The sequence below is a fragment of the Gordonia sp. UBA7860 genome (assembly GCF_002500165.1).
Taxonomy (GTDB): domain Bacteria; phylum Actinomycetota; class Actinomycetes; order Mycobacteriales; family Mycobacteriaceae; genus Gordonia; species Gordonia sputi.
The window spans coordinates 25,223-50,262 of record NZ_DLSO01000010.1 but is presented as its reverse complement, the minus strand read 5'-3'; the positions used below and the strand labels follow the sequence as shown (position 1 = coordinate 50,262).

The following is a 25,040-nucleotide window of genomic DNA, read 5'->3' as shown; positions in this document are numbered from 1 at the left end:
TCCAGGGCGGCGACCGCACCGGCACCGGCAGTGGCGGCCCCGGCTTCAACTTCGACGACGAGATCCACCCCGAGCTCGACTTCACGAAGCCCTACGTGCTCGCGATGGCGAACGCCGGCAAGATCGCGGGCCGCGGCACCAACGGCTCGCAGTTCTTCATCACGACCGTGCCGACCACCTGGCTCCAGGGCAAGCACACCATCTTCGGTGAGGTGGCCGACGAGGAGTCGAAGAAGGTCGTCGACGCCATCGAGGCTGTGCAGACCGACGGTCGCGACAAGCCGCTCGAGGACGTCGTGATCAACTCGGTCTCCGTCGAGAGCCTCTAGGCTCCCGCGCCCTTCCCGAGCACTCAATGACCCACACGCCGACCGGCGCCGAACGTTCCCCCTCCAGCAACACCTGCTATCGCCACCCCGACCGGCAGAGCTTCGTGCTCTGCCAGCGGTGCGGTCGCACGATTTGCCCGGAGTGTCAGACTCAGGCGCCGGTCGGCGTCATTTGCCCCGAGTGCCTCGCCGAGCAGCAGGGCCGCGTGCAGCAACAGCAGCGCGAGCACCGGCAGCAGCGCGTGCGCGCGGCGGGCGGCAGGATGGGCCAGCTGCGTTCGCGCCTGATTGGCAGCGGCAGCCCGGTCACCTACACGCTCATGGGCCTCATTGTGGTCGTGGGCATCCTGCAGTGGCTCACGCGCACCTTCGGCAACGACCTCATTGACGTCTACGGCTCGTATTCGCCGCAGTTCACGGACGCGCGCCACTACTACGCGAACGGTCAGCTCGCGTTCGAGCCCTGGCGGATGCTCACCGCCGCGTTCCTCCACGGCTCGTTCCTCCACCTCGCGATGAACACGCTCACGCTGTGGATCTTTGGCCGGGCGCTCGAGCCGCTCATCGGCTCGCTCCGCTTCGCGACGCTCTACGTCGTCTCCGCACTCGGCGGCTCGCTCGCCGTCGCGCTGCTCGCGCCGGGCAGTTGGGTGATTGGAGCATCCGGGGCTGTATTCGGCCTCTTTGCCGCCTGGTTCCTCGTGTTGCGCCGCACGGGGCAGGACGTCACCTCGATGCTTGTGCTCATCGGCATCAACGTCGCCGTTTCGTTCCTCAACCCCGGGATCTCCTGGCAGGCGCACGTCGGCGGGCTCGTCGTCGGCCTTATTTGCGGCGCACTGACGCTGTTCGATGTCGAGCGGGGTCGCGAGCGGCCCGGCAAGATCAAGAAGGGGCGCCGGCAGTGGCCTACGCTCGGCCTCTGGCTGCAGGTGCTCGTCGGCGCGCTCTGCGTCGCGATCCCGCCGCTCGTCGGCCTGCTGTCCTAGCCCCTACGCAGGGTTATCCCCAGATCAATCCACACCTTGGGGATAACTACCGCGGTGTAATTACACTGTTGTAATTCTCCACACCCGTGGATAAGTTGTGCATAACTCTGCACACAGAAAAACTGCCGGTCAACCCATAGATTAACCGGCAGTTTGCCGAGTTGTGCCCAGGTGCGGGCGCTATTTCCAATTCGACATCATCAGGAACCCCACGAGGGCGATGCCGAAACCGATGAGGATGTTCCAGTCGCCGAGCGCGCCAACGGGGGCGCGGCCGGAGGAGAGGTAGTACACGAGGATCCAGATGAACCCGAGGATCAGGAAGCCGAACATGATCGGCTTGAACCACACCGGGTTGCCCTCGGCGGCCCGGCTCTCGGCGGCCGCGGCGGCGCGCTGCTGCTCCTTCGTGCGCGGCTTGCCGTCCGCATCCTTCGTCTTGGCCTTCGCCGAGCCCTTCGGCTCGTACTTCTTGCCGCGGGCCTCGGCGGCGATCTGCTTCGAGCGCTCGATGCGCTCGCGCTCGGCGCGCTTGTGCTTCTTGGCCTCTTCGCGCAGCTCCGCCTTCGTCAGCGGCTTCTTCGCGGCCTTCTTGCGCTTGGTCGCGCCGGCCGCCGAGACGGTGTCGTCCTCGTCGTCGTCCTCGACGTCATCGTCGTCGTCGACGTCGTCCGAGTCGTCGTCTTCGTCGAACTCCGCCTCGGCTTCAACGCCGTCGTCCGTAGCGTCGTCGGCCTCGTCCTCGAGGTCGTCTTCCTGGACTTCGATGATGTCGTCGGACAGATCGTCGTCGTGACCGGCCTTGGGAGTCTCGTTGGGCATGAAGGCATTCTAGCCGTCTACAATTGCGCGCATGAGTTCGCCCGCCCCTGCCGACACCAGACGTGCCCGCAGGGAGCAGCGGCGCAAGCGCGCCCAGCGGATCACGGTCACCGGCGTGCTCGGCGAGTTGTTGCTCACGGCCGGCCTCGGCACCCTCGCCTTCATGGGATGGAAGTACTGGCTGAACGACCTGATCCAGGGCAACGAGCAGAACTCCGCGGGCAGCGAGCTGAGCCAGGAGTTCGAGAAGAACTACACGGATGCGCCGGCGCCGGAGGTCGACACCGGCGGCATCCCGGTGCGCGCGACGCCCACGGGGGAGGCCGAGCCCTTCGCAGTGCTCTACGTGCCCGCGTTCGGCGCCGACTACTCGCGCACGATCGCGACCGACATCACCCAGTACGGCGTGCTCGACAACTACGTCGGGTACTACATGGAGTCGGATGCGCCCGGCGCGATCGGCAACTTCGCGGTCGCCGGCCACCGCCTCGCGTACGGCGCGCCGATGCAGAACATCCCGAACCTCCAGGTCGGTGACCACGCGTATGTCGAGACCATCGATGGCTGGTACGAGTACGAGTTCCGCTCCGGCGAGTACGTCGACCCCTACGAGGTGTCGATCCTGTCGGACGTGCCGCGTTACCCGGAGGAGCAGGGGAGCGACCGCATCCTGCTCATGATGACCTGCAACCCGATCTACTCGGTCGCGGAGCGCGTCGTGTCCTACTCGGTGTTCGTGGACTTCACGCCCCGCGATGAGGGCGCCCCGGACGAGATCGCGAACGTCGTGAACGAGCGCACGCAGAACAACGGCCAAGACACCGGCCGCGAATAGGAGACGGAATTGTACGGAGCGCTCTGGCGTGCACTTCCCGGCCCGTGGCCGGTGAAGCTGCTCTTCATGCTCGTGATCATCGCCGCGGTGCTCGCGGCGTGCGTGCTGTGGCTGTTCCCGTGGATCGACGAGACGTTCCTCGCGCCCGCGGACGTCACGGTGGGCATGGGGGCCCTGCTCGGCTCCTAGCTAGCGGTTGCCGAAGCCGGCGCCGTTGTTGCCGTTGCCATTCCCGTTGTTGCCGTTGGCGTCGCCGTTGCCGTTGTCACCCGAGTCGTCGGTCGTGCTGCCGTCGTCGCTCGGCTGCGGGTCGGGGTCGGGCGCGGTGCCCGAGCAGTAGCTCAGCGTGACTTCGCTGCCTTGGGCCACGGGGCCAGGCGCGACCGACATGCTGACCACGGGGTTGCCGTCCTGCGCCTGGCAGCTCGGCAGTTCCTGCCGCACGGGGCTCAGCCCGAGCTCGGTCAGCTGGCTTTCGGCGTCGGCGATCGGCTGGCCGCTCACGTCGGGTAGGGTCACATTGCCGCTCGAGACGTACAGGTTGACGGTCGAACCAGGCTCGACCGAGGTGTTCGCGCCCGGCTCGCTGCGGATGATCTGGTCGGCGGGGACATCCTCGGAGTCCTCGTTGATGATGGTGCCGAGCCGGAGGCCGACGTCTTCGAGGGACGTCTTCGCCTCCTCAGCCGTGAGGCCATCGAGCGAGGGCACGTTGATCGCATCGGGCCCGGAGGAAAGCGTGATGGTGACTGTGGTGTCGAGCGCAACGCTCGAGCCCTCCGGCGGCGATTGCGACATGACCTCGCCGGGAGCTACGTCCTCGCTCGCGGCGTGCTCGACGCGCACGTTCGTGAGCTGTGCCTCCTCGAGGGTGGCGGTGGCCTCCTCCTCGGTCATCCCGACGACGTTCGGTACCGTGGCGCTCGTCTGCGGCAGCGGGGTCGTGGGGCTCAGCAGCAGCACCCACAGCAGCACGCCGATGAGCACCGCGGCGACGAGTGCGACGGCACCCCAGATCCACATCGCCGGGGGGCGACGCTGGACCTGCGGGGCGCGATCGTCGTCCTCGTTCATCGAGTTGAGGGCCGACTGCGTCGCGTCGATCGCGGTCGGGCCAGCGCCGAAGAGCTCGGTCGGCGTCGCGTCCTCGGCGACCGCGTGCGTGTATGCGGGGGCGATGCCCTTGAACGCGTTCTGCAGGTCGGTGCGGAACTCGGCGGCGGTCTGGTAGCGGTCGTCGGCGCGCTTCGCGAGCGCCTTGGTGACCACCGCATCCAGCGCCGGCGTGACGCGCGAGTTGAGTTCGCTCGCGCGGCGCGGCGGCTCGGTGACGTGCTGGTACGCGACCGCGACTGCCGAGTCGCCCTGGAAGGGCACACGGCCGGTGAGCATCTCGTAGAGCACGATGCCGGCCGAGTAGAGGTCGCTGCGGCCGTCGACGGTCTCCCCGCGGGCCTGCTCGGGCGAAAAGTAGGATGCGGTGCCGAGGATCGCGGTTGTCTGCGCGATCGTGCCGGCCGTGTCGGAGATGGCCCGCGCGATGCCGAAGTCGGTGACCTTCACCTCGTCGGCGGTCGTCATCATGACGTTTGCGGGCTTGATGTCCCGGTGGACCACGCCGACGCGGTGTGAGTACTCGAGCGAGGTCAGCAGCCCCGACATGTACTTCTCGATCTTCTCGTCACTGAGGGAGCCCTCGGCCATGATGTCGCCGAGCTGCTTGCCGTCGATGTACTCCATCACGATGTAGCCGAACCGCTCGCCGAAGTCGGTGACGTGCTCGACGAAGTTGTAGATCTTGACGATGCCGGGATGGTTCACCGAGGCGAGGAACTGTCGCTCGGCCAGAGCGACCTGCTGCGCTTCGGAGTCCGACGAGTTGAGCAGACCCTTGAGGACGACGGGTCGGTCGGAGACGTTGCGGTCGATCGCGAGGTAGATCCAGCCGAGTCCACCGTGCGCGATGGCGCCGGCGATCTCGTACTGGCCCGCGACGAGCGTGCCCTTCGCGAGTCCCGGAACGAACGAATAGCGCGCACCACAGTGGGGACACTCCCCGGTCAGTGCGCCTGCACCGGCCCCCGACGAGCGCCCGACGGGGCGCCCGCAGCGCCAGCAGTTGCGCTTGCCCTCGGCGATGACCGGAGAATCGAGCACCGCGTCCTGCGGCTCGATGTCGGTGACCTTGGGCAGTTCGACGAGCCCCGAGCCGAGTCGACGGTCGTGCACTCGCGGCCGACGACGCGGCACGAGTCTGCGCGTCTGCCCGACCGAGACCAGCGCTTCGTTGGGATCGAGTGCACGCGCAGGAGTGATCGGACCCGTCGACTCGTCGCGCATCCCGATGCTCGGAGTCGCCTGCGTCGCAGCGAAATCCGCCCGCTGCGTGCCGACGTCGAGTGCCGCGAGGTCGGCACGCTGGGTCCCGACGTCGAGGTCGGCAAGGTCGGCACGCTGGGTTCCGACGTCGAGGTCGGCGAGATCGGCACGTTGGGTTCCGACGTCGAGGTCGGCACGGTCGGCGCTGCCGTTGGTCGCGTCGGTGGTGGCGTCACGCTCGACTTCCGCGGCCGGCGTTGCGCTGTGCTTGTCACTTCGTGGCATCTCGCGTCGCCTCAATCGCGGTACGTGGGTTGGGGCGGTCCGTATCCGGGCCCGAGGATGGACAGCCACTTGTCGTACATCTCCTGCCACCGGCCGGTCGCGCGAATCTCGGCGATGGTGCCGTTGACGAAGCGCACCATGTCGTCGTGTCCGACGGGCATGCCGACTCCGTAGTTCTCCTGACCGAGGCTCGGCCCCACGACCTGTGCCCACGGATCCTGAGTCGCCAGACCGGCGAGAACAGCGTCGTCGGTGCTCACGGCGTCGACCTGTGACTGCTGCAGCATGACAAGGCAATCGGCCCAGGTCGTGGTGGTCACCATCTTCGCACGGGGTTCGATCTGCTGCATGCGGCCGATCGACGTGGTGCCCCGCGCCGCGCACACCCGCTTGTCGGCGAGTTGTCCCGGCCCGGTGATGCCTGATCCGCGTAGTGACAGAATGCGTTGGGATGCAACGTAATACGGCGACGAGAAGCTGATCTCGCGTAGGCGATCACACGTGATGCTCATCGTCTTCACGACGACGTCGACCTCTTGATTGCGCAGCGCGTCTATGCGCTCGCCCGAACTCAATACCCGGAACTCGATGCGGTTGGGGTCGTTGAAGATCGCGCGGGAGATCTCGTGTGCGAGATCGACATCGAATCCCTGGATGTCGCCCGTGATCGGGTCGCGGAAACTGAACAGATTGGAACCGATGTCGGTGCCGACGATCAGCCTGCCGCGACGGAAGATCGCGTCCATGGTGCTGCCCGGCGGCATCTGTGCGGGTTGAGGTTGTTCTGCCGCCGGTCGCAAGCTCTGCGTAGCGTCACACGACGACGAGTTCGGTGGCGCTTCCTTGGCGACGTCGAAGCTCGCCCCGAGCGGCTCGGGTGTCTGCGCGGTCGCACTCGGTCCCGGCGACTCGGGTGCGGGAAAGCTGACGCACCCCGCGAGCACCACGACGCCCAGCGCGATCGCGACGAACGCGATGGCTGTCCGCGCCGAGGCCATGGTGCGCGCTGTCATCGGTACTCCCGGATACGCGGGATCATCCCCAGGATCAGCGCGACCGTCGCGAAGATCGACAACGCGAGAATGCCGTTACCGGTGAAGCCCAAAACCCGCTGCGCGGTGTTGATGTCGTCGCGGAACGATGTTCGTGTGGTCGTGATCGCGTTCACCAGGGCGGAGTCGACGGCTTTGTAGCTGGTCTCGGAGCTTTGCGGCGACGAACCAACGGTCATGGCCCGCGCCTGCGTGAAGTCTCCGGATGTCATCGCGTCACGCACCTGCGCGTCGGTCTTCTTCCATTGGTCGAGCGCGGCACGCAGCGACGTGATCTGGTCGCTGCTCAACGACCCCGACGACCCGCCGTCTCTGTCGAGGGTGTCCAACACCATGCCGATCCGGGTGGTCGCCTGCTCGAACGAGTCCTGCAGCCCGGACTGATCGCCGCGTCGTAGTAACGACAGGGTCTCGGCCGAACGTGCCTGCTGGGTGAGGATGCGGGCCTCGGTCAGTTCACGTAGGGGTGTCGCGCCGTCATCCTTGGCGGAACTGGTCGCCGCCACCGACAACAACCCCGACGTGAGCAGCCAGATCAGCCCGCCGATGATCGCGACCAGTGCTGCCACGATCCCGATGTTGAAGCGGCGTCGGGTGCGTCGTGCGAGGTAGCGCGACGTCCCGATCAGCATGATCGCCAGGATCAGCAGCGCGGCGTACACCCCCCACGGCGGCGTTGTCAGTGCGCTCTGCGGATCGGCGATGGCAAGCGAACGACGCTCGTACACCCGCTGCGCCGCGGGCAGAATCCGGTCCTGCATGAGCGCCGACGCCTGACCGAGATACGCCGATCCGACCGGATTACCCAACCGATTGTTGGTGCGCGCGGTCTCGACCAATCCGCTGTAGACGGGGATGGTCGTGGTGAGAACCTCGAGGTCGGAATTCAGTGCCCTGGCTTCCGCAGTCGCATCCGCGCCGGGACCGGTGTCGCTACCCGCGGTCACCAGCAGTGACGACGACGCCGTCGCCAACGCGTCGGAGTATCGCTGCCGCAGTTGCGGGTTCTCGGGCCCGCCGGAGATGAACGCCGAGTTGGCCGCGGCGTCGGCGATCGAGAGCGAACTGTAGAGAACCTGAGCCGCCTCCGACAACGGTTCGGAGCGGTCGATGATCGTCTGCAACTGGTGAGTGCGGTTGTTCAGCGTCGTCGACGCATACCATCCGGTTCCGAGTGCGGTGACCGCGACGACGAAGCACAGCAGGATCAGCTTCCCGGGTGTCGTCTTGGCATAGTGCCGCACCGAGGAGAACGGTGATTGCGCCGCCGCACGTGCCGACGCGACCAATTCACGTCGATCGCTGAGTACCTCTCGAAGCGGGGGCGACGTCGTGGCCGGGCGTACGGTCCGCCCTGCGCGGGTCAGCACAGCCCGCACGGGGGATGCATCGCCGGTCACCGTCTCACTCCCCTCTGCATCGGTCTGTAGCGAGTGTTACCTGCTCTCTCTGGGTATGTCGCACGCCACGTCGAGTCCGTTTCCACCCTAGTCCGCGACGCTCATGGTGCGGGGGTGCAGCGAGTGCGAGTCGGGGTGAGCGAGTGTCACCGCGATCGGAGTTCACCTAAGTTGGAGGCACGGGGCTTTCGGAGAGCATTCCAGGGTGTGGGTACGAGCAGGAGGCGCAGTGCGCGGCGACGGTGACGGTTGGGTTCTCGACGACGGTGCGAGGTACTGGGGGCTGCATGGCGCGGCAGGGTTGCTGCTGCGGGCGCCGCTTCCCGACGGTGAGATCGGGATACTTCTCCAACACCGCGCGGCATGGTCGCATCAGGGTGGCACCTGGGGTCTGCCCGGCGGCGCACGCGACTCGCACGAGAGTGCCGTCGACACCGCGATCCGCGAAGCGGGCGAGGAGGCGGGCATCGCCCCCGACGATGTGTCCGTGGTGGCCGCGCTGGTCACGCACCGGACGGTCGGCGGCTGGACCTACACGACGGTGATCGCCGACGCGCAACACCCGGTCATCACCACGGCCAACGGAGAATCAGCGGAACTGCGGTGGGTACCCGAGGCGCATGTGGCGACGCTGCCACTGCATCCCGCCTTCGGCAGCGCGTGGCCGGGACTTCGTGAGCGCATCGCGACGCTGGACTCCACGAATTGAACTCAGGAGTCTGAGAGATCCGGGGTTTCAGGAGTACAGGTCGCTGCCCGCGAGCAGCCGGTTGGCCCCCGCGATGAGTGCGTTGATGTTCGCGTCGGCAGTGGTGTCGCCGTCGCCCGTCGCCCAGCACTGCCGACGATCGTGTTCGCACAGCAGGAACGAGACGTTTCGATCGTCGAGTCGACGCTGGTGCAGCCGAACGATCTGAACAGAAACTCCCAGGTCGTGGAGGATTGAGGTCATCGCGCCGACCGGTCCGGCCGCCGTCGCGGTCATCGACATGATCCGGTCGTCGTAGGCGATGGTTGCTCGGCATTCGACCATGTCGCCGGGTGCTGGGGCGACGGTCCACGACCCGAGTCGGATCGCACCGTTGGTTGTGTACTCGTCGACGAATTGCTGCCAGGTCATGCCGGCTGCCTCCTGACGGATTCCGTTGGGGAGTGCATGGCCGGTCCGCTGCCAGAGAGGATCTGCGCCATTGCTGTCACAGCATGGTGCAGAAAAGTGAAGGTTGTGCATCGCTGAAGGTCATTTCGGTCGAAGATTCGATGACCGACGAGCGCACGACGACCCCGCAGCGGGGGGTCGGTCGAAGCTAGACCCCGCTGCGGCGAACTACGAGGAGGCTCGGCGCGCACAACATGGTGACGTTCACTTTATCGCTGCGCACCCCAGGCGACGCAAGTGGGTTTCGCCTGCGTGTACTCCCCGGGGCGTGTCAGGTGAGTCCGGCTCGCAACTGAGAGGCTGCGGCAGACGGGTCCGACGCCGACGTGATCGCACGCACGACGACAATCCGCCGCGCGCCGGCCTCGGTGACCTGCGGGAGTCGTTCGGCGTCGACGCCGCCGATCGCAAACCACGGCTTGCGGCGGTGCGGGTTCTCGGCGGATTCGTTCGCCGCGACCTCACGCACCAGGTCGAGACCGGGTGCCGGACGCCCCGGCTTGGTCGGCGTGGGCCAGCACGGGCCGACACAGAAATAGTCGACGTCGGGGTCGGCTTCGGCCGCTGCGGCCTGATCGACATCGTGGGTCGACTTCCCGACGAGCACATTCTTGCCGACGATCCGACGCGCCGCGGCAGGCGGAAGGTCATCCTGACCCACATGCAGGACGTCGGCCCCGGCGAGCGTCGCGATGTCGGCGCGGTCGTTGACGGCGAGCAGGGCACCGCGCGACTGAGTGATCTCGCGCAGCACGGCGAGGATCTCCAATTCCTCACGCGCCTCGAGTGCTCCGAAGCGCTTTTCGCCCGCAGATCCCTTGTCGCGCAACTGCACGATGTCGACGCCGCCTGCGAGCGCAGCGTCGACGAACTCGGCCAGGTCGCCGCGTTCGCGTCGGGCGTCGGTGCAGAGATAGAGGGTCGCGGACTCCAGTCGCTTGGCGCGTGCGTGGTGGGCGGTCACGATCGCCAGCGTAGCCATGCGTGCTGTGGCGGAAGCAGGGGCAAGGGGGGAAGCAGGGGTCAGGGGGAAGCAGGCGCAGCAGTAAGGTGGATTCGACAGACACGGGAGCCCGCGGATCGGCGGGCTGAGAGTGCGGGACGCCCCCGCTGACCGTCGTACCTGATCCGGGTCATGCCGGCGAAGGAAGGATCTCGAGAAGTTGACTGTTGCAATCGACACCCCCGACCTCGCTGTCGTCGGCGGCGGAGTCATCGGACTGACCAGCGCACTCGCAGCGGCGGACGCGGGCATGCGAGTGGTGGTTTACGACGCCGGACCTCAGCAGCGGGCCTCACACGTCGCGGGCGGCATGCTCGGCTCGCTCGGCGAGGGGCTGCCGGGCGAGGAAGCGCTGCTTGCCGCGACGTCGACATCGGTCGCGCAGTGGCCGACCCTGCTGGCACGCCTCGGCGACGACGCCGTAGAGGACTCCGGTGTAGAAGACACCCGCGAGACGATCGCGACGGCTGCCGACTCCCTGTTCGTTGCGACGACGGCAACCGATCTCGAACACCTCACGCGTCTGGCCGAAAAGGTCTGGGCGCCGGCGCTGGGTGCCGGGCGTGAGATCCGAGCGATCGGCCCCGCGGCCATCCGCGAGTTGGAGGGCGCGCTGACCTCACGGCTGCGCGGCGGGTTCGTCGCACTGGGCGAGGGTGCCGTCGACAATCGCCTGCTGCTCGCCCGGCTCCGCGGTGCACTGCGGGATGCCGGCGCGCACCTGCGGAACGACACGATCACCGACCTCGACGACGTCGCGGGTCGGCAGGTGCTGCTCGCGGCCGGGGCCGGCGTGCCGCAGCTCTGGTCCGGCGCGCGCATACACGTCGCGAAGGGCGAGATCCTGCGGTTGTCTCGCACACGCTGGTCGGTGCCGCCACCGAGTCACGTCGTGCGTGCCAGAGTCGACGGCCGCACGGTGTACCTGGTGCCCCGGGCGGACGGAATCGTCGTCGGCGCAACACAATACGAATCCGACGAGCCGGGCGCAGAGGTTGCGGGCGTCCGCGACCTGCTCGACGATGCGCTCACGGTGATGCCGGGACTCGCGAGCTACACACTCGCCGAAGTCGGTGTGGGATATCGCCCGTGCTCGGCAGACGGGCTGCCGCTGATCCGTCGTATCGACGAGCGAGTGCTGGTTGCGGCGGGGCATGGCCGCAACGGGATCGTCCTCGCGCCATACACCGCGCATCGGGTCCTGGAACTGTTGCAGCACAACGATGTTCAGCAAGAAGTCAGTCGCGAAGATGACGTGTACGGATACGAGGAGGCACGGTGAGTTTCACTGTGAACGGAGAGCGTCACGAGTGGGACGCGCAGCCGACCGTCGACGCGCTCGTCCGAGGTCTCGGACTGCCCGACCGTGGCGTCGCGGTCGCCGTCGACGGGGCAGTGGTACCGCGTGGACGATGGGACACGGTTGTTCCGCCCGACGCCGTCATCGAAGTCGTCACGGCTGTGCAGGGTGGTTGAGATGGGTTCAGCAGCAACCGACACGTCGACACAGGATTCGGGCGGACTGCAAATTGCCGACCGCTACTTCGGTTCCCGACTCATCATGGGCACCGGTGGTGCGGCGAACCTCGCGGTACTCGAACGGGCACTCGTCGCCTCGGGCACCGAACTGACGACCGTCGCGATGCGACGGATCGACGCGGGATCGACGACCGGGGTGCTGGATCTGTTGCGGCGCTTGAAGATCGACGTGCTACCCAACACCGCCGGGTGCCACACCGCTGCGGAGGCGGTGCTGACGGCGCAACTCGCCCGCGAAGCCGTCGAAACGTCGTGGGTGAAACTCGAGGTGGTCGCCGACGACCGCACGCTGCTACCCGACCCCATCGAACTCGTCGACGCCGCACGACGACTCGTGGACGACGGCTTCACGGTGCTCGTCTACACCAACGACGACCCGGTGCTCGCGGCACGACTCGCCGACCTCGGCGTCGCCGCCGTGATGCCGCTCGGGTCGCCGATCGGAACCGGTCTCGGGATCTCCAATCCCCACAACATCGAGATGATCGTCGAATCGGCGCAGGTGCCGATCATCCTCGACGCCGGCATCGGGACCGCAAGCGACGCCGCACGGGCGATGGAACTCGGTTGCGACGGCGTGCTCCTCGCGTCGGCCGTGACCCGCGCCGACGACCCAGAGCGCATGGCGAACGCGATGCGCCACGCGGTGATCGCGGGCCACCTCGCCGCCGGGGCGGGCCGCATCCCGACGCGTTTCTGGGCGCAGGCATCCTCGCCGGGCCGGGCGGTCTCGACAGGCTCGACCAGCGGATAGGCGCCCGCGCCGGCGGATGTGGCCTGTTCCGCTGATTGAGCCGGCCGCGAGCGGAGCGAGTTGCCGAGTCGAAATCATCAGCGGCGCGGCAACCCCGTCCAGCGGGTAGCCCTCGATTGCTATGGTCGAGGCAATGCTTGCCGCGGCCGATCTGACCAAGACCTTCGGGGGCGTGACCGCCGTCGACCACCTGAGTTTCACCGTCGCGCCGGGGCGCGTGACCGGATTCCTCGGGCCCAACGGGGCGGGGAAATCCACGACTATGCGCATGATCCTCGGCCTCGACCGGCCGACGTCGGGAACAGCGACCGTCGGGGGCCGCCTCTATCGCGAACTCGATCATCCGCTCCGCCAGGTCGGCGCGTTGCTCGACGCCAAGTGGGTGCACCCCAACCGAAGCGCGCGCAATCATCTGCGGTGGATGGCCGCGAGCAACGACATCCCGGTGGGCAGGGTCGACGAGGTGCTCGAGATGGTCGGTCTGACATCCGTCGCAGACCAGCGGGCGGGCGGATTCTCGCTCGGTATGTCGCAGCGGCTCGGGCTCGCGGGCGCACTGCTCGGCGATCCGCACACTCTCGTCTTCGACGAGCCGGTGAACGGACTCGACCCGGAAGGCATCGTCTGGGTCCGCAACTTCATGCGGGCGCTGGCAGCAGAGGGCAGGACGGTGTTCGTATCGAGCCATCTGCTCACCGAGATGTCGTTGACGGCCGACCACGTGGTCGTCATCGGCCGCGGCAGGCTCATCGCCGACTGCTCGATCTCGGAGTTCACTGCGCGGGCGCGCCCCGTGGCCCGGGTACGTACCCCGCAACCGGCGGAACTCCACCGGGCACTCGAGGCCGCTGGTCTCGCGGTGACCCCGGTCGCCGGACAGGACGGCCGGACGTATCTCACCGTCGCCGACGCCACCACCGACCAGGTCGGCGATGTCGCGGCGGCTGCCGGAATCGGGTTGCACGAGTTGGTGTCCGACACCCCGTCGCTCGAAGAAGTCTTCATGGCAGCCACAGCCGAGTCGATCGACTATCGGGGAGGGCAGCACTGATGGGCGCGGTTCGGGCTGAACGCATCAAGCTGACCAGTACCCGTGCGCCGTGGTGGTGCATTGCGGCGGTCGTCGTACTCGGTCTCGGTATCGCGGGACTGATCGCGCTCGTGACCCGCGGTGCAGGCGGGGTCGCTGATCAACCCGAGGGCGCAGCCACCGACGGATCGTTCGACCAGAGCAGCGCGGCGTCGGTGTATCTGATCGGTGTGAACTTCTTCGGAGTCGTCATCCTGATGATCATGGCGGTACTCGGCGTGACCACCGAGTTCCGCTTCGGGACCATCCGCACGTCGTTCCTGGCAACCCCTCGTCGCCAGAATGTGTTGTGCGCGAAGGCGCTGGTGTACGTCGCGTTGACGTTTGTCGTCGTCGTGCCGTTGTCGTTGTGCAGTGTTCTGCTCGTGAAGGCGTTGAACGGCTCCGCCGGTCTAGACCTCGGCAGCGAGCACGTGATCAGACAGATCTGGGGTACAGCGGTCTGGGCGGCACTGTGCGTCATCGTGGGGATCGGTGTCGGTGCCATCGTGCGGCAGACCGCGGGTGCGGTCTCGGTGGTGCTGGTGTGGATGCTCGTCCTCGAGAACGTTGCCGCGGCCCTGCCGGTCGTCGGACGTCGAATCGGACCATTTCTCCCGTTCCGCAACGGCTCTCGATTCCTCGACGGTGACTTTCCCGGCGATGGCTACCACTGGAATTCGTGGGTTTCGCTGATCTACTTCGGTGTCTTCGCGGCGATCGTCTTCGCAGTCGGCGTGCTTCTGGTGAATCGACGCGACGCCGGGTAGCAGACCCGACAGACCACCCAAACCCTTTGGACCACCCAAACCCTTTGGACCAGCGAGACCCGTCGGGTACTCCGTTCAGGGGACAGCCTTGTCTCGTCGTGTCGGAGAGTCGCAGGTCAGTGACTAAACTCGTGACCCATGCAAGGCACTTGGCCTCTGATCGAGCGGGAGCAGGAATTCCGCACGATCCAGTCCGCGCTGAATCCGGGGGGTTCGGTGTGTGGGGTGGTGCTGACCGGCGATTCGGGAGTCGGTAAGACGACGCTCGCGCGGCTGGTCACAGCGGGCACCGAAACCGGGGTGCGCTGGGTTGCGGGTACCGAGTCTGCCCGCTCGATTCCACTGGGGGTGTTCGCACACCTAGTCGGTCCCGCGGTGTCGAGCGACCCGGTGACCTACCTGTCAGCAGCGCGCGAAACCCTTCTCGCAGAGGGCGATACGATCATCGGAGTCGACGACGCGCACCTCCTCGACGAGTTGTCGGCGACGCTGCTCCATCAACTCGCCATCGATCGCGCAGTGCAGATCGTCGCGACCGTGCGCAGCGGTGAGGCCGTACCCGACGCCGTAACCTCGCTCTGGAAAGACAATCACCTCATTCGAATCACGTTGTCGCCGTTCACCAAAGAGCAGAGCGTCGAACTCATCGAGTCCGTCCTCGGTGGCCAGCTCGAAGAGCATTCCGCAGACCGTATGTGGGAGGCATCCGGCGGCAACGCCCTGTTCCTGCGACACCTGGTCGAAGGTGCGCGAGCTGCGCGGACCCTACGGCAGGTCAATGGCGTGTGGCAGCTTCGCGGACGTGCGGCGATCACCTCCGAGCTCGCGTCGCTCCTCGCCGGACGCGTCGAACAACTGCAGCCCGACGTCCTCGCCGCACTGAAGTACCTGAGCCTGTGCGAACCGCTCGACATCGACGTGCTGTCCGACCTTGCCAGCGAGGAGGCCGTCGAACAAGCCGAGATCGACGGCCTCGTCCGCATCACGCGCGACGGCCGCAGCCTCAATGTCTCGTTCCACCATCCGCTGTTCGGCGAGGTCATCCGGCACGGCCTCGGCCTCGCGTCGTCGCGTCGACTTCGCGGTGCACTCGTCAGAGCACTCGATTCGCGTCCCAAGGACACGCCCGCGGCGCGGATTCGCCTCGCCGACTTGGCCCTTGAAAGCGACGTCGGTGCCATCGACCCGTCACTGCTCGGTTCGGCGGCCCGCGACGCGCTCAACTTGGCACAGGTCCCGATGGGCGAGCGGTTCGCGCGTGCGGCAATCGCCGACGGCGGCGGCGCAGACGAGGCGGAGCTGCTCGCCCGAGCGTTGATGTGGCAGGCCCAACCCGACAAAGCCGAGCAGCTACTTGCGCAGTACCGACTAGGCGATCTCGATGAGATCAGAGCCACCCGCATCGGCGTCCTGCGCGTCGGAAACATGTTCTGGGCCATGGGAGATTCGAAACGCGCCGACGAACTGCTGGACGAAGTCCGTGCGCGCGTCACCGAACCCCTACTCACGCCGATCGTCGACGCGATCGGGTCGGCGTGTGCGCTTTTCGAGAACGATCTCGCGCGGGCGGTCGAGCTTTCCGACGATGTACTCGCGGCGTCATCTCCGCTGCCCTGGGCAGTCGAGTGGGCGGCGTTCGGCGGCATGCTCGCCCGCGCGCTACAGGGACGCGGCGACGACGTCGCGCCGCTTGCGGCCCGGGCACGTGACGCTGAGGCGAAAACCGATGGGATGCTGCGCTTTCCGGCGGGCATCGGCGAGGTACTCGCACTCACGCTCACCGGCCGCCTCGAGGACGCTCAGGTCGCAGCACAGCGGTACGCCACGTTCGCCGACACCGCGCAATACCTCGGCTGGGCGATGGCGGGAGAACTCGTCGCCGCTGTCGACCTCGCGCGCGGAAAGTGCACCGCCGTCACACGACGCATCGAGCAGACCCTCGCGACGCTCGACACCGACGAATACTCGGCAACCTGGAACTTCCCCGCCTACCTGTTCCTCATCGAGTCGCTGTCGGCAATGGGATTACCCGACGACGCCGACGTCGCGCTCACCCGAGCCCGCGAGCAATACGGCAGGCAGGTTGCGGTGTTCGGCCCGATGCTCGGCGTCGCTGCCGCCTGCCAAGCCGCATCCACCGGGATGATCACCACCGCGATCACCCTCGCCAATGATGCGGCCGAGCAGGCTCGTGAGACAGGGCAGTTCGCGGTCGAAGCCGAATCACTGCATGCCGCTGCACGTTTCGGTGACACGTCCGTGGCGGACAGACTCGCTGAACTCGGCGACATCGTCGACGGTCCGCTCGTCGGTCTCTACGCGCGGCACGCGCGGGCAAGTGCCGATGGAGACGGCGTCGAACTCGATCTGTGTGCTGCGGATTTCGAGAAGCTGGGCTACCTGTTGTCGGCAGCCGACTCGGCCGCGCAGGCAAGTGTGTTGCACGACAACGCTTCACACCGTTCCGCGACGGTCGCGTCGGCAGCGATGGCCGATCGTATCTCGGCGTCGTGCGGAGGCCTGCGAACGCCTGCGCTGCAGCGTGCGGCGCAACCGTTGCCGCTCACCACGCGCGAACGCGAGATCGCCAACCTCGTGGCTGCCGGACTCTCGAACAAGCAGATCGCCGAGCGCCTCGTGGTGTCCGTGCGCACAGTGGAGGGGCACATCTACCGTGCCTGCGTGAAGCTCGACGTGACCGACCGCGCCGACATCGCGGCGATCCTCACCCAACAGCGGGCGGTCGGTACCTAATCTGGTGGACGTGGGCAACACACGGCCCGGAGCCGAGAGCGACCGCACGCGGTGGGGAAGCGGACTGCGACAACTGACGGCCGCCGAATGGCATGTCATCCGAGGTCGCGATCCCGACCTCGACGCCGTCGAGATTTCGGAGTTCTCCGGTCCGCTTCTCGCCGGTGGACTCGTCATCGCGATCGTCGGGGTCCTGCGGCTCGTCGGAACACGTCTGTCGGATAGCGCCGACAGCCTGTTCGGACCACTGATCGGTTCCTTCGCGCTGGCGGCCGTGTGCACCACCACGATTGCGTGGCTGCTGAGCGCGCTGATCTCCGGACTCGTCGTGCTGATCGTCTACGACGTCGGTCCGAAGGTGGCGAGCGCAGCGACCGAGGGTGCGATGCGCGGCTCATTCGCCCGGATCGAGGGCGCGGCCAGCTCTGTCACGCTCGTCGCACTGATCTCGGGGCTGATCTCGTTGGCAATCGGATTGCCGAGCATGGCGTCGAGCGACGACGAATCGTCTGTCATAGAGGAACTGCTCTCCGTCCAGGTCGCGTGTCTGCTCCTGGTGTTGATGTTGGGCTTCACCGTCGAGTCGATCAGGACGGCTGCGGAGATCCTTGGCTCCCAGGTCAGGGTCATCGGATGGCTCGGCTCATTGGCGATCGTGCTGATCTCGTTCTATCTCGCGTCGAGTGCCGGCCCGTTCGCGCCGGTCAAACTCACACGCAACATCCTCGAGGCATGGCTGCCCGCCGAGGTCGACGGCGTGTCACGAGCGCAGGTGATCTCCGACGTCATGCCCAACAACAGCTACCTGTGGTCGATGCTGATCATCGCGCCGTTCGTGATCATCATGTGGTTCGCCACCGCGTGGCGACTCGGCGCCATCCGCAATCTGCGCGCCGCCGTGCGCGTTGCCGCGGGCCAGGGGGAGGCAGGGCTGGACCAGGGGGACAGCGGCAAGGGGGACAGCGGCAAGGGGGACAGCGGCAAGGGGGATAGCGGCAAGGGGGACAGCGGCAAGGGGGATAGCGGCAAGGGGCACAGCGGCAAGGGGGATACGGGGCTGCGGGACAGCGGGCCGGGCGATATCGCTCTTGCGGCAGGCGCCCAGGTGGTGGGTGCTCAGGCGGCAGACGGTCAGGAGACGGGTGCTCGGGAGTCGGGCGGTCGGGACGCTGGCGCCCAGGAGGTCGAGGACACCGATCAGCGCGAGTAGCGCTGCGAGTGCTGCCGGTCGTCGAGGTCGACGTCGGTGAAGTCGATGTCCGACCTCGCCACCGAGCCGTCACCAGCGCTGCGGCCCTGAGCACCGCTGCGGCCATCATCACCGCTGGGGTCCTCGTCGTTTTCGTCGTCGAAGTCATCGTCGTCGAAGTCATCGTCGTCAAAGTCGGCGGGCGCGAATCCGAACGAGTCGATTTCATCGGATGCGGTCATATCTGAGCGCAACTGGCCGCTCTCGAACTCGTCGCTTTCGAACTCGCCCTCGTCATACTCGTCGTCGAACTCATCGTCTTCACGCCCGCGACGCCACCCGCCCTTCATCGGGGGTGCCTCGCCGAAGTGGTCGGGATCTCCGGACCCGTACCAGGCGACAAGCACCGCACCCACGACAGCTCCGACGAAACCAACCAGCGCAAGCCAACCGAGGCCCGGCTTGGCCTGATCGCCGAGGAACATGACGCCGATAAGGCTCGGACCTGCCGTTTCGCCGACCACGAGCACTGCGGTGACGCCATTGACAGCGCCGAGCTGCAGTGCGACGGTCTGCACGAAGAATCCGACGGCTCCCGCGACCGCGATGGTCCACGCTGCGGGATCGAGGAGCAGTCGGACGGGGTCGAAGGGATGGATGCCATCGAGGATGCGCACCGCGATGGCGATGACACCGAACAGCAGGCCTGCGGCAGCGCCGCCTGCGATAGCGCCGTGTCGGCCGAGTCGGTACACCGACAGCAGCGCCAGCACGCTCAGGACGATGGTGGCGAAGAACAACAGCCAGTGGAATGAGTAGCCCCCGGAATCGCCCGTCTGATGCGACGACGACATACCGAGAAGGCACAGCGAGAACACGACGAGCCAGATGGCGACCCAGTCGCGGGTGTGCAGCGCAATGTTGAGCATGATGGTGCCCAGCAGTGCGGTGATCACCAGGTTGGCCGAGACGATCGTCTGCGACAAGAACAGCGGCAGGTAGCGGGCGGCGACAGCGCCGCCGGCGAATCCGACAGTCACCAGGACCGTACCGAGGATGAACGCAGGGTCGACGAAGGTCGACGCCGTGGAGCGAAGTGTCGGCCCACCTGCGGCGTTGGTGGTCTCGATCCCCTCATCACGCTCGGTCTGCGCGGCACGACGAGCCCCGAGGGCGCGCAGCACCGTCGACATGCCGTAAGCCACCGCGGCGAGGCTCGCCGCGATGACGCCGATGAGGAACATGCGACCTACCTCTCGTCCTGTTCGCGATTCGTTATCCGGTCAGTCCACTCGCTTCGCGCCCCGTGGACGGGAGCTGAGGAGTCGTCTGGCACAGGCTCGTGCAATCGCTGGCGGTCGTGTAATCACAGCGGTTGTGCGATCGCCAGTGGTCGTGCAGTAGAGACTCCCCCGATAACCACAACTCATCGGTTAACGGTCGGCAAGCGAGTTATTATTCCGCTCTCAGTATCCACTGAGGTACCGACAATCCCATCGGCGCCCGTCTCGAGGTCTATCGCCGCCGATCCGAGGACTGTCATGCCGCCCGCGTCGGAGGGTTGGGACAACTGACTAGACTCGCGATGTGGCGACATCCCCGAAGAAGCACGTCCTGATCACCTTCGGCCGCTCTTTCCTCACGCTGAACCTGGCGAGGCTGATGTCGGCGGCAGGTCATCGGGTGACCGTCGTCGACAGCATTCCGATCGGTGTCAGCCGCTTCTCCAACTCGGTCGACGCATTTCACAAGGTGCCCGCACCGAAGTTCGAGCCCCGCGACTACTGCCGCGAACTCGCTCGCATCGTCGTCGACGAGAAAGTCGACATGGTCATTCCCATCCACGAGGAAACCGACATCCTGTCGATGATGGTGGGACGTTTCCCCCGGAGTGCGAAGTGTTTTTGTCCGACTTCGACACCGAGAACAAGCTGCACAACAAATACGACTTTCAGCGCGAGCTGGTCTCCCTGGGCATCCCGACACTGAAGTTCGCGGTCGTCGAGGGACCCGACGACGCCGCAGCCCTCGACTTCGACGTTCCGTTCGCGTTCAAGCAGTGCTACTCGCGCGGGTCGCAGAAGGTACACAAGATCACTCCCGGACAGAATCTCGATTGGGTCGAATACGATCCGACGAATCCGTGGCTGGCCCAGGAGTGGATGGAAGGCAAGCGGTACTGCACCTACTCGGTCTGCCGCGATGGCAAGGTCAACGCGCACGCCACGTACCCCGTCAGCTACGCGATCGGCGGCAGCTCGTGTCTGTCGTTCACCTCCATCGAACACCAACCGATCCTCGACTGGATCACCGAATTCGTTGCGGCGCAGAGCTTTACCGGGCAGGCCGGGTTCGACTTCATCGAGGGTACCGACGGCAGCATCTACTGCATCGAGTGCAACCCGCGGTCGACGAGCGGGATCATGATGTTCCGCCCCCACAACGACGTACCCGCGGCGTTCTTCGGCGACAACGACGACCTGATCGTGCCCGACTCGGACGTCGACCGCATGATCGGCCTCGGCATGCTGCTCTACGGCTGGACAAAGGCATCACGCCAGGGGCGGTCGATGCGCCAGTTCTGGAAGGACTTTCACTCCTACGAGGACGTCATCTTCGAGCGTGGAGACATGAAACCCGGAATCATGCTGCCAGTCGCCTACGCGTCGATCCTGCGTGACTGCCGCCGCTACCACGTCGGTCTTGCCGAGGGTTTCATGCACGACCACGAATGGGACGGCCACCCGATCTGAGCTACGCCGGGCCGCGAAAGCTCACACACTGCGCAGAAAATCACACCGCTTGAGCCGTCACACCGCGTCGGCGTCGACCTTGTCGCCCCCGACGTAGACCTCCGCGATCGCAGGTTCGCGCATTCCCATCAGGAGCGCGAAAAGTGTTTGGTCGCGCGCTCTTTGCGGGTCGTCGTCGCGAACTCCGTTGCGTAGCATCCGTTCCAGCGGCGGCCATTGCTGTGGGTCGATCACCAGGAAGTCGGCCTCCTTGCCGACGTCGAAGTTGCCGAAGCGTGATTCGGCGTCGAGAGCCCGTGCGCCTGCGAGGGTTCCGCTGAACAACATCTGCGCCGGATGCATTGCGACGCTTGCCTCGCCGGGCTCGGAGATGTGCACCTTGTAGGCGTCGCCTGCGACCTTCGAGATGAGCCATTCGTCGCCACCTCCGCAGTCGCTGCCCAGCGCGATGGTCACGCCCGCGTCGACGGTGCGGTTCCACGGCATGGTGCCCGAGCCGAGGAACAACTGCGACGTCGGGCAGTGCGCGATCGACGTGCCGGTCTCTGCCATCCGGGCCAACTCTGCGTCGGTGCAGTGGACGCAGTGGGCCAGAACGGTGCGTCTGCCGAGCAGGCTCTCGCCCCCGACGGCCGAACCGGGGAGGAACTTGCCGTCGTAGGTGTCGAGGTAGCACTCCACGTCGAAGAGTTGCTTTACCAGGTCGACCTCGCCGGTGCCGGGCCGATTGTTCTCGTTGAGGTGCGTGTGGACGTAGACGCCGCGGTCGCGTACCTGTGCGTACAGCTCACCGAGCGCCGCGAGGGTCTGCGTTGTCACCGACAGCGTGAAGCGCGGCACGATCGCGGTGAGTAGCCGAGCGGTGTCGGGGTTTCCGGTGTCGGCCGCGTGCCACCGGTCGATCTCGGCGGTTGTCAGTGCAATCGCGTCTGACTCCGAGGTCATCAGCGGGGCAGCCGAGTCCGGGCCCTGGGTCTGGATGCCGCGACCGCTGACGATGCGCAGCCCGGCGCGCCGGGTCGCCTCGAATAGTTCGTCCTGCGCCAGGGGGAAGGCCGAACCGAACACCATTGCGGCCGTGGTGCCTGCGGCGATCCTGGCGCGGGTGAAGTCGCGCGCGATCGTGCGGGCGAACACCGGGTTGGCCAGTCGCGACTCCGCGGGAAAGATGCAGTTGTTCAGCCATTCCAGCAACTGGCCGCCGCCGTACGCGTTGAGCTCGTAGGTCTGCGGAAAGTGCACGTGAGCATCGACGAATCCCGGAAGCAGGAAAGCATCGCCGTGGTCGACGACGACGTCCCCGGGCAGCGCGGACAGTTCGTCGAAGGGGCCGCAGAAGTCGATCAACCCTTCGGCGGTGATGACCAGCGCACCGTCGGGGATGTCGACGAGCGCTGAGTCGGCCTCGGAGACCGTCGGCGAGCCTGCGATGTGCATGATGCGTCCCCGATGGACACGACGATGTGTTCCCGTGCCACGAATCGGTGCAGTGCCGGGATTCGCTGCGGTGCCGGGATTCGCTGCGGTGCCGGGATTCGCTGCCGTGCCGGGGCTTGTCACGTCGGGGGCATTCACGCGCACAACCCAACCACAGGTTCGACGGTTCGGCCTGTCGGGCCGTGCGTCATCGCGCCGGGCCTGTCATCGCGTCGGGCCTGTCATCGCGCTGGGCCTGTCATCGCGCTGGACCTGTCATCGCGCTGGACCTGTCATCGCGCTGGACCCGTCATCTCGTCAGGCCCGTCACCTAGTCAGGCCGGTCATGCTGTGCGGCCACGGCATCACTTCACGTCAAAGGCGGGACTCGTCCCGACGAACGACGACAGCGCGCCGCCGGCCCGCTTGACGTCGCCGAAGTACCGGATGCGGTGGCGCCCCGAAACCCCGGAGCCGGTCGTCCAACGGATGGTCACGCTCGACGCCGTCGAACTGCCGGCCGGCCGCTTCCAGGCGAGTTCGGTGCCCCAGGTGTTGTCGTCGGCGGCCGCGACCCAGCGACCCGCCTCGTACCGTTCGACGACGAAGTAGCCGTCCTTGGCCGCGCTGCTTCCCTGCCGCACCCTGTGCACCTTGTTGGAGGGGTGTGCGCCGCAGAACTCGACCGACACCGTCTCACCGGACCGGTATGAGGTCTTCGGTCCACGCACGACGTCGCCGAAGCGTCGACCACTGATGGGGGTATCGGCGGGTACCGGGGTCAGCAGATCGGGTTGAGGTCCGCGCTGGTCCGGCGGCTTCGGGCCGCGCGATGACGGCTTCCCGGCTGCCATCTCGCGTGCGAGCCTGTCGAATTCCTGCATGTATGCGCACAGGGTATACCGACCGAAGAGGGTCTCGCCGCCCTCGTACTGCTGGGAGAGGTACTCCTCGGGAGTGGTGACGTACTGGCTGTAGCCGTTCGAGTATCCCTGCAGCAGAACGTTTTCCAGTGGCAACGAGAATGCCGCCGCCACGATCCGACGCACGCGCAGCCCCGCGGTGATGGTGAACTCGGCGGGTGCTGCTGCGAGCACCAGATCGCCGATGCGGATCAGCTGGATCGGCAGAATCTGCTGAATCCACGGGTGAGGCGGCATGTAGCCGAGGGGGAACAACGGCAGCTTCGGTGCTTGGACCTGCTGAACCCATTCGGGCGGAGTGACTTTCGACGTCGCGCCGAGCGCTGCGGCGAAGGGCAGTACGGTGCCCTCCTTGAGGAAGGAGAGCTGGCTGCGCGTGTTGTCTTCGGTGCTCGTCGCCGCCGCTGCGGCACCCATGATGGCGGGGCTCGTACGTGCCGCGCGTCCATCAGGGGTGTAAGCGCCGTCGATCGCGATGTCGGAAAGGTTCAGAAAACGGTAGGCGTAGGACAGCCCGCCGGTCAGCGAGCGCGCCGCGGCGAATGCTCGTTCGCCGGCCTTGAACTGTCGCTGTCCGATGATCGTGCAGTTGGCGCGGTGATCCTCGGTCGGCCCGGACGGATGTAGTTTGCGCACAGCGAGATTCGGAGTCATGTCGCCTGCGTTGGTCTGCGGGAACGATGCGACGACGTCGGGGTTGCTCTGCTCGGCGAGGTACGACGCGTAGCCCTTGTTGTCGATCGAGATCAACGTATTGGCGTCGGTCAACGACGTGCCGTGTGTGGCGAACCAGGTGATCTCGCCGATGACGTTGCCGCCCTGACGAAGTCGCAGCGAAGTGACCTGCGGATCGATGTGCTCGGGGAAGTGTCGACGATCGGGAGTCGGATTGTTGACGAACGCCTGCAGCGATCGGTTGGCGCTGGCGTCGTGTAGCTCGGAATGCCCGAGTTCGAGTGTGCCCGGCGCGAGCGAGTGGTGGGCAGCCACGATTGCGTCGACGAGGCCAGCCACCTCAGCGCGGTAGGAGTTCTCCCGATGACCCAACGCTGCAAGCGTATACGCGTAGTCCCAGGCGGTTCCGCCGCACGTGTTGTGGTTGTGAGTGGCGTTGAGATTGACGTTGTCCTCGGTGTAGAGGTTGCCGAATCGTTGGCGCAGTTCGTCCATCACGCCTACGCGGTGGGACTCGAACAGGCAGGCCAGATCGGCGTTGACGAACACTATGCGCTTGCCCGACGCGGCGTCGGCGATGATGTAGGCGCGCGCCCACACGCGTTGCAGCAGACCGGTGGCGACCTGGCTGAGGTCGGAGTAGCCCATCATTCCCTGGCCTGCGATGGCGCCGGTGAGATCGCCCTTGCCCGCCCCCACGAGATAGCCCGACGACGGTGCGGCCGTTGCTGTTCCGGCTCCGAGTGAGCCTGTCACGGCGATCCCGACCACGCCTGCTCCGACAGCCGCCGCGGAGGCGCCGAGGAATCCGCGGCGGCTCACTTCGCTCGGTGCGGCGTCGTCGTGTGAAGTGTGGTGCGGCGTTCCGCGGGATGCGTTGGTGCTCATCTCGACCCCCTGGTGAAATGTGGACGTTCGACTGCATGGACGATGGATGCGTTGTGGATTAGTGGCTGTTGTCGATGAGTGGAGACGTGGATGCGTTGTGAATGAGTGCTAAGTGTT

Annotated in this window: 21 protein-coding genes, 1 pseudogene and 1 riboswitch; of the genes and pseudogenes, 13 read left to right on the top strand and 9 right to left on the bottom strand. The window is 66.5% G+C overall.

What is annotated here, in order from left to right:
• Both B3T59_RS01490 and B3T59_RS01485 read left to right on the top strand, forming a co-directional pair.
• Window positions 1-329 (top strand): peptidylprolyl isomerase (locus B3T59_RS01490; RefSeq protein WP_287001326.1); only part of this gene is annotated, 329 nt, incomplete at its 5' end.
• A gap of 26 nt (window positions 330-355) precedes the next feature.
• On the top strand, window positions 356-1,318 hold the full coding sequence (locus B3T59_RS01485) for a rhomboid family intramembrane serine protease (protein WP_287001325.1): 963 nt from the start codon (window positions 356-358) through the stop codon (window positions 1,316-1,318).
• 180 nt (window positions 1,319-1,498) lie between these two features.
• On the opposite strand, the gene B3T59_RS01480 is transcribed toward B3T59_RS01485, so the two are convergent.
• On the bottom strand, window positions 1,499-2,140 hold the full coding sequence (locus B3T59_RS01480; RefSeq protein ID WP_287001324.1) for a cell division protein CrgA: 642 nt from the start codon (window positions 2,138-2,140) through the stop codon (window positions 1,499-1,501).
• A gap of 31 nt (window positions 2,141-2,171) precedes the next feature.
• On the opposite strand from B3T59_RS01480, the gene B3T59_RS01475 reads away from it, so the two are divergent.
• Window positions 2,172-2,975, top strand: a complete 804-nt coding sequence (locus B3T59_RS01475; protein WP_287001323.1) for a class E sortase — start codon at window positions 2,172-2,174, stop codon at window positions 2,973-2,975.
• Window positions 2,976-2,984: 9 nt separating this feature from the next.
• Window positions 2,985-3,164 carry a hypothetical protein gene (locus tag B3T59_RS01470; protein WP_287001322.1) on the top strand — a complete coding sequence of 60 codons (180 nt, stop codon included), beginning with the start codon at window positions 2,985-2,987 and terminating at the stop codon, window positions 3,162-3,164.
• Here the strand turns inward: B3T59_RS01470 and pknB are convergent, their stop codons facing one another.
• Genes pknB through B3T59_RS01455 form a run of 3 tightly spaced genes read right to left on the bottom strand, consistent with a single transcriptional unit; the run spans window position 3,165 to window position 8,031 of the window.
• Window positions 3,165-5,579 carry a Stk1 family PASTA domain-containing Ser/Thr kinase gene (gene pknB, locus B3T59_RS01465; protein ID WP_287001321.1) on the bottom strand — a complete coding sequence of 805 codons (2,415 nt, stop codon included), beginning with the start codon at window positions 5,577-5,579 and terminating at the stop codon, window positions 3,165-3,167.
• Between the two features lie 11 nt (window positions 5,580-5,590).
• Window positions 5,591-6,592, bottom strand: a complete 1,002-nt coding sequence (locus B3T59_RS01460; protein ID WP_064861626.1) for a glutamate ABC transporter substrate-binding protein — start codon at window positions 6,590-6,592, stop codon at window positions 5,591-5,593.
• The gene (locus B3T59_RS01455) at window positions 6,589-8,031 is read right to left on the bottom strand and encodes a hypothetical protein (protein ID WP_064861627.1); all 1,443 of its coding nucleotides are present in this window, start codon (window positions 8,029-8,031) and stop codon (window positions 6,589-6,591) included. Before B3T59_RS01455 ends, B3T59_RS01460 begins: the two co-directional genes overlap by 4 nt.
• Before the next feature lie 229 nt (window positions 8,032-8,260).
• On the opposite strand from B3T59_RS01455, the gene B3T59_RS01450 reads away from it, so the two are divergent.
• Window positions 8,261-8,740 carry an NUDIX hydrolase gene (locus B3T59_RS01450; protein WP_064861628.1) on the top strand — a complete coding sequence of 160 codons (480 nt, stop codon included), beginning with the start codon at window positions 8,261-8,263 and terminating at the stop codon, window positions 8,738-8,740.
• Window positions 8,741-8,767: 27 nt separating this feature from the next.
• On the opposite strand, the gene B3T59_RS01445 is transcribed toward B3T59_RS01450, so the two are convergent.
• Both B3T59_RS01445 and thiE read right to left on the bottom strand, forming a co-directional pair.
• The gene (locus B3T59_RS01445) at window positions 8,768-9,151 is read right to left on the bottom strand and encodes a hypothetical protein (protein ID WP_064861637.1); all 384 of its coding nucleotides are present in this window, start codon (window positions 9,149-9,151) and stop codon (window positions 8,768-8,770) included.
• Between the two features lie 310 nt (window positions 9,152-9,461).
• Entirely contained in the window at window positions 9,462-10,172 is a 711-nt protein-coding gene (gene thiE, locus B3T59_RS01440) for a thiamine phosphate synthase (RefSeq protein WP_251721758.1), read from the bottom strand.
• A 73-nt stretch (window positions 10,173-10,245) separates the two neighbouring features.
• Window positions 10,246-10,357, top strand: a riboswitch (TPP riboswitch).
• On the opposite strand from thiE, the gene B3T59_RS01435 reads away from it, so the two are divergent.
• The 7 genes from B3T59_RS01435 to B3T59_RS01405 all read left to right on the top strand — a co-directional run bounded on the left by B3T59_RS01435 (window position 10,354) and on the right by B3T59_RS01405 (window position 18,289).
• The gene (locus B3T59_RS01435) at window positions 10,354-11,475 is read left to right on the top strand and encodes an FAD-dependent oxidoreductase (protein ID WP_287001320.1); all 1,122 of its coding nucleotides are present in this window, start codon (window positions 10,354-10,356) and stop codon (window positions 11,473-11,475) included. It overlaps the preceding riboswitch by 4 nt.
• Entirely contained in the window at window positions 11,472-11,669 is a 198-nt protein-coding gene (gene thiS / locus B3T59_RS01430; RefSeq protein WP_064861630.1) for a sulfur carrier protein ThiS, read from the top strand. Before B3T59_RS01435 ends, thiS begins: the two co-directional genes overlap by 4 nt.
• 1 nt (window position 11,670) lies before the next feature.
• Window positions 11,671-12,486 carry a thiazole synthase gene (locus B3T59_RS01425; RefSeq protein WP_287001319.1) on the top strand — a complete coding sequence of 272 codons (816 nt, stop codon included), beginning with the start codon at window positions 11,671-11,673 and terminating at the stop codon, window positions 12,484-12,486.
• A 133-nt stretch (window positions 12,487-12,619) separates the two neighbouring features.
• Window positions 12,620-13,537, top strand: a complete 918-nt coding sequence (locus B3T59_RS01420) for an ABC transporter ATP-binding protein (RefSeq protein WP_064861639.1) — start codon at window positions 12,620-12,622, stop codon at window positions 13,535-13,537.
• Entirely contained in the window at window positions 13,537-14,325 is a 789-nt protein-coding gene (locus B3T59_RS01415; RefSeq protein WP_005201992.1) for an ABC transporter permease subunit, read from the top strand. The genes B3T59_RS01420 and B3T59_RS01415 overlap by 1 nt, the downstream gene beginning before the upstream one ends.
• Window positions 14,326-14,463: 138 nt before the next feature.
• Window positions 14,464-17,079 carry a helix-turn-helix transcriptional regulator gene (locus B3T59_RS01410; protein WP_251721762.1) on the top strand — a complete coding sequence of 872 codons (2,616 nt, stop codon included), beginning with the start codon at window positions 14,464-14,466 and terminating at the stop codon, window positions 17,077-17,079.
• 10 nt (window positions 17,080-17,089) lie between these two features.
• On the top strand, window positions 17,090-18,289 hold the full coding sequence (locus tag B3T59_RS01405) for a hypothetical protein (protein WP_287001318.1): 1,200 nt from the start codon (window positions 17,090-17,092) through the stop codon (window positions 18,287-18,289).
• Here B3T59_RS01405 and B3T59_RS01400 read toward each other — a convergent pair.
• Complete coding sequence (locus tag B3T59_RS01400; RefSeq protein WP_287001317.1) at window positions 18,277-19,512, bottom strand: EamA/RhaT family transporter; 1,236 nt, start codon at window positions 19,510-19,512, stop codon at window positions 18,277-18,279. The two genes, B3T59_RS01405 and B3T59_RS01400, sit on opposite strands and share 13 nt — an antisense overlap.
• A gap of 343 nt (window positions 19,513-19,855) precedes the next feature.
• Between B3T59_RS01400 and B3T59_RS01395 the strand changes: the two are divergent.
• Window positions 19,856-21,021: pseudogene (locus B3T59_RS01395) on the top strand (carboxylate--amine ligase).
• A 57-nt stretch (window positions 21,022-21,078) separates the two neighbouring features.
• Here the strand turns inward: B3T59_RS01395 and B3T59_RS01390 are convergent.
• The gene (locus tag B3T59_RS01390; RefSeq protein ID WP_287001328.1) at window positions 21,079-22,458 is read right to left on the bottom strand and encodes an amidohydrolase family protein; all 1,380 of its coding nucleotides are present in this window, start codon (window positions 22,456-22,458) and stop codon (window positions 21,079-21,081) included.
• Between the two features lie 344 nt (window positions 22,459-22,802).
• Entirely contained in the window at window positions 22,803-24,923 is a 2,121-nt protein-coding gene (locus B3T59_RS01385; RefSeq protein WP_231894927.1) for a neutral/alkaline ceramidase, read from the bottom strand.
• Window positions 24,924-25,040 lie beyond the last annotated feature (117 nt).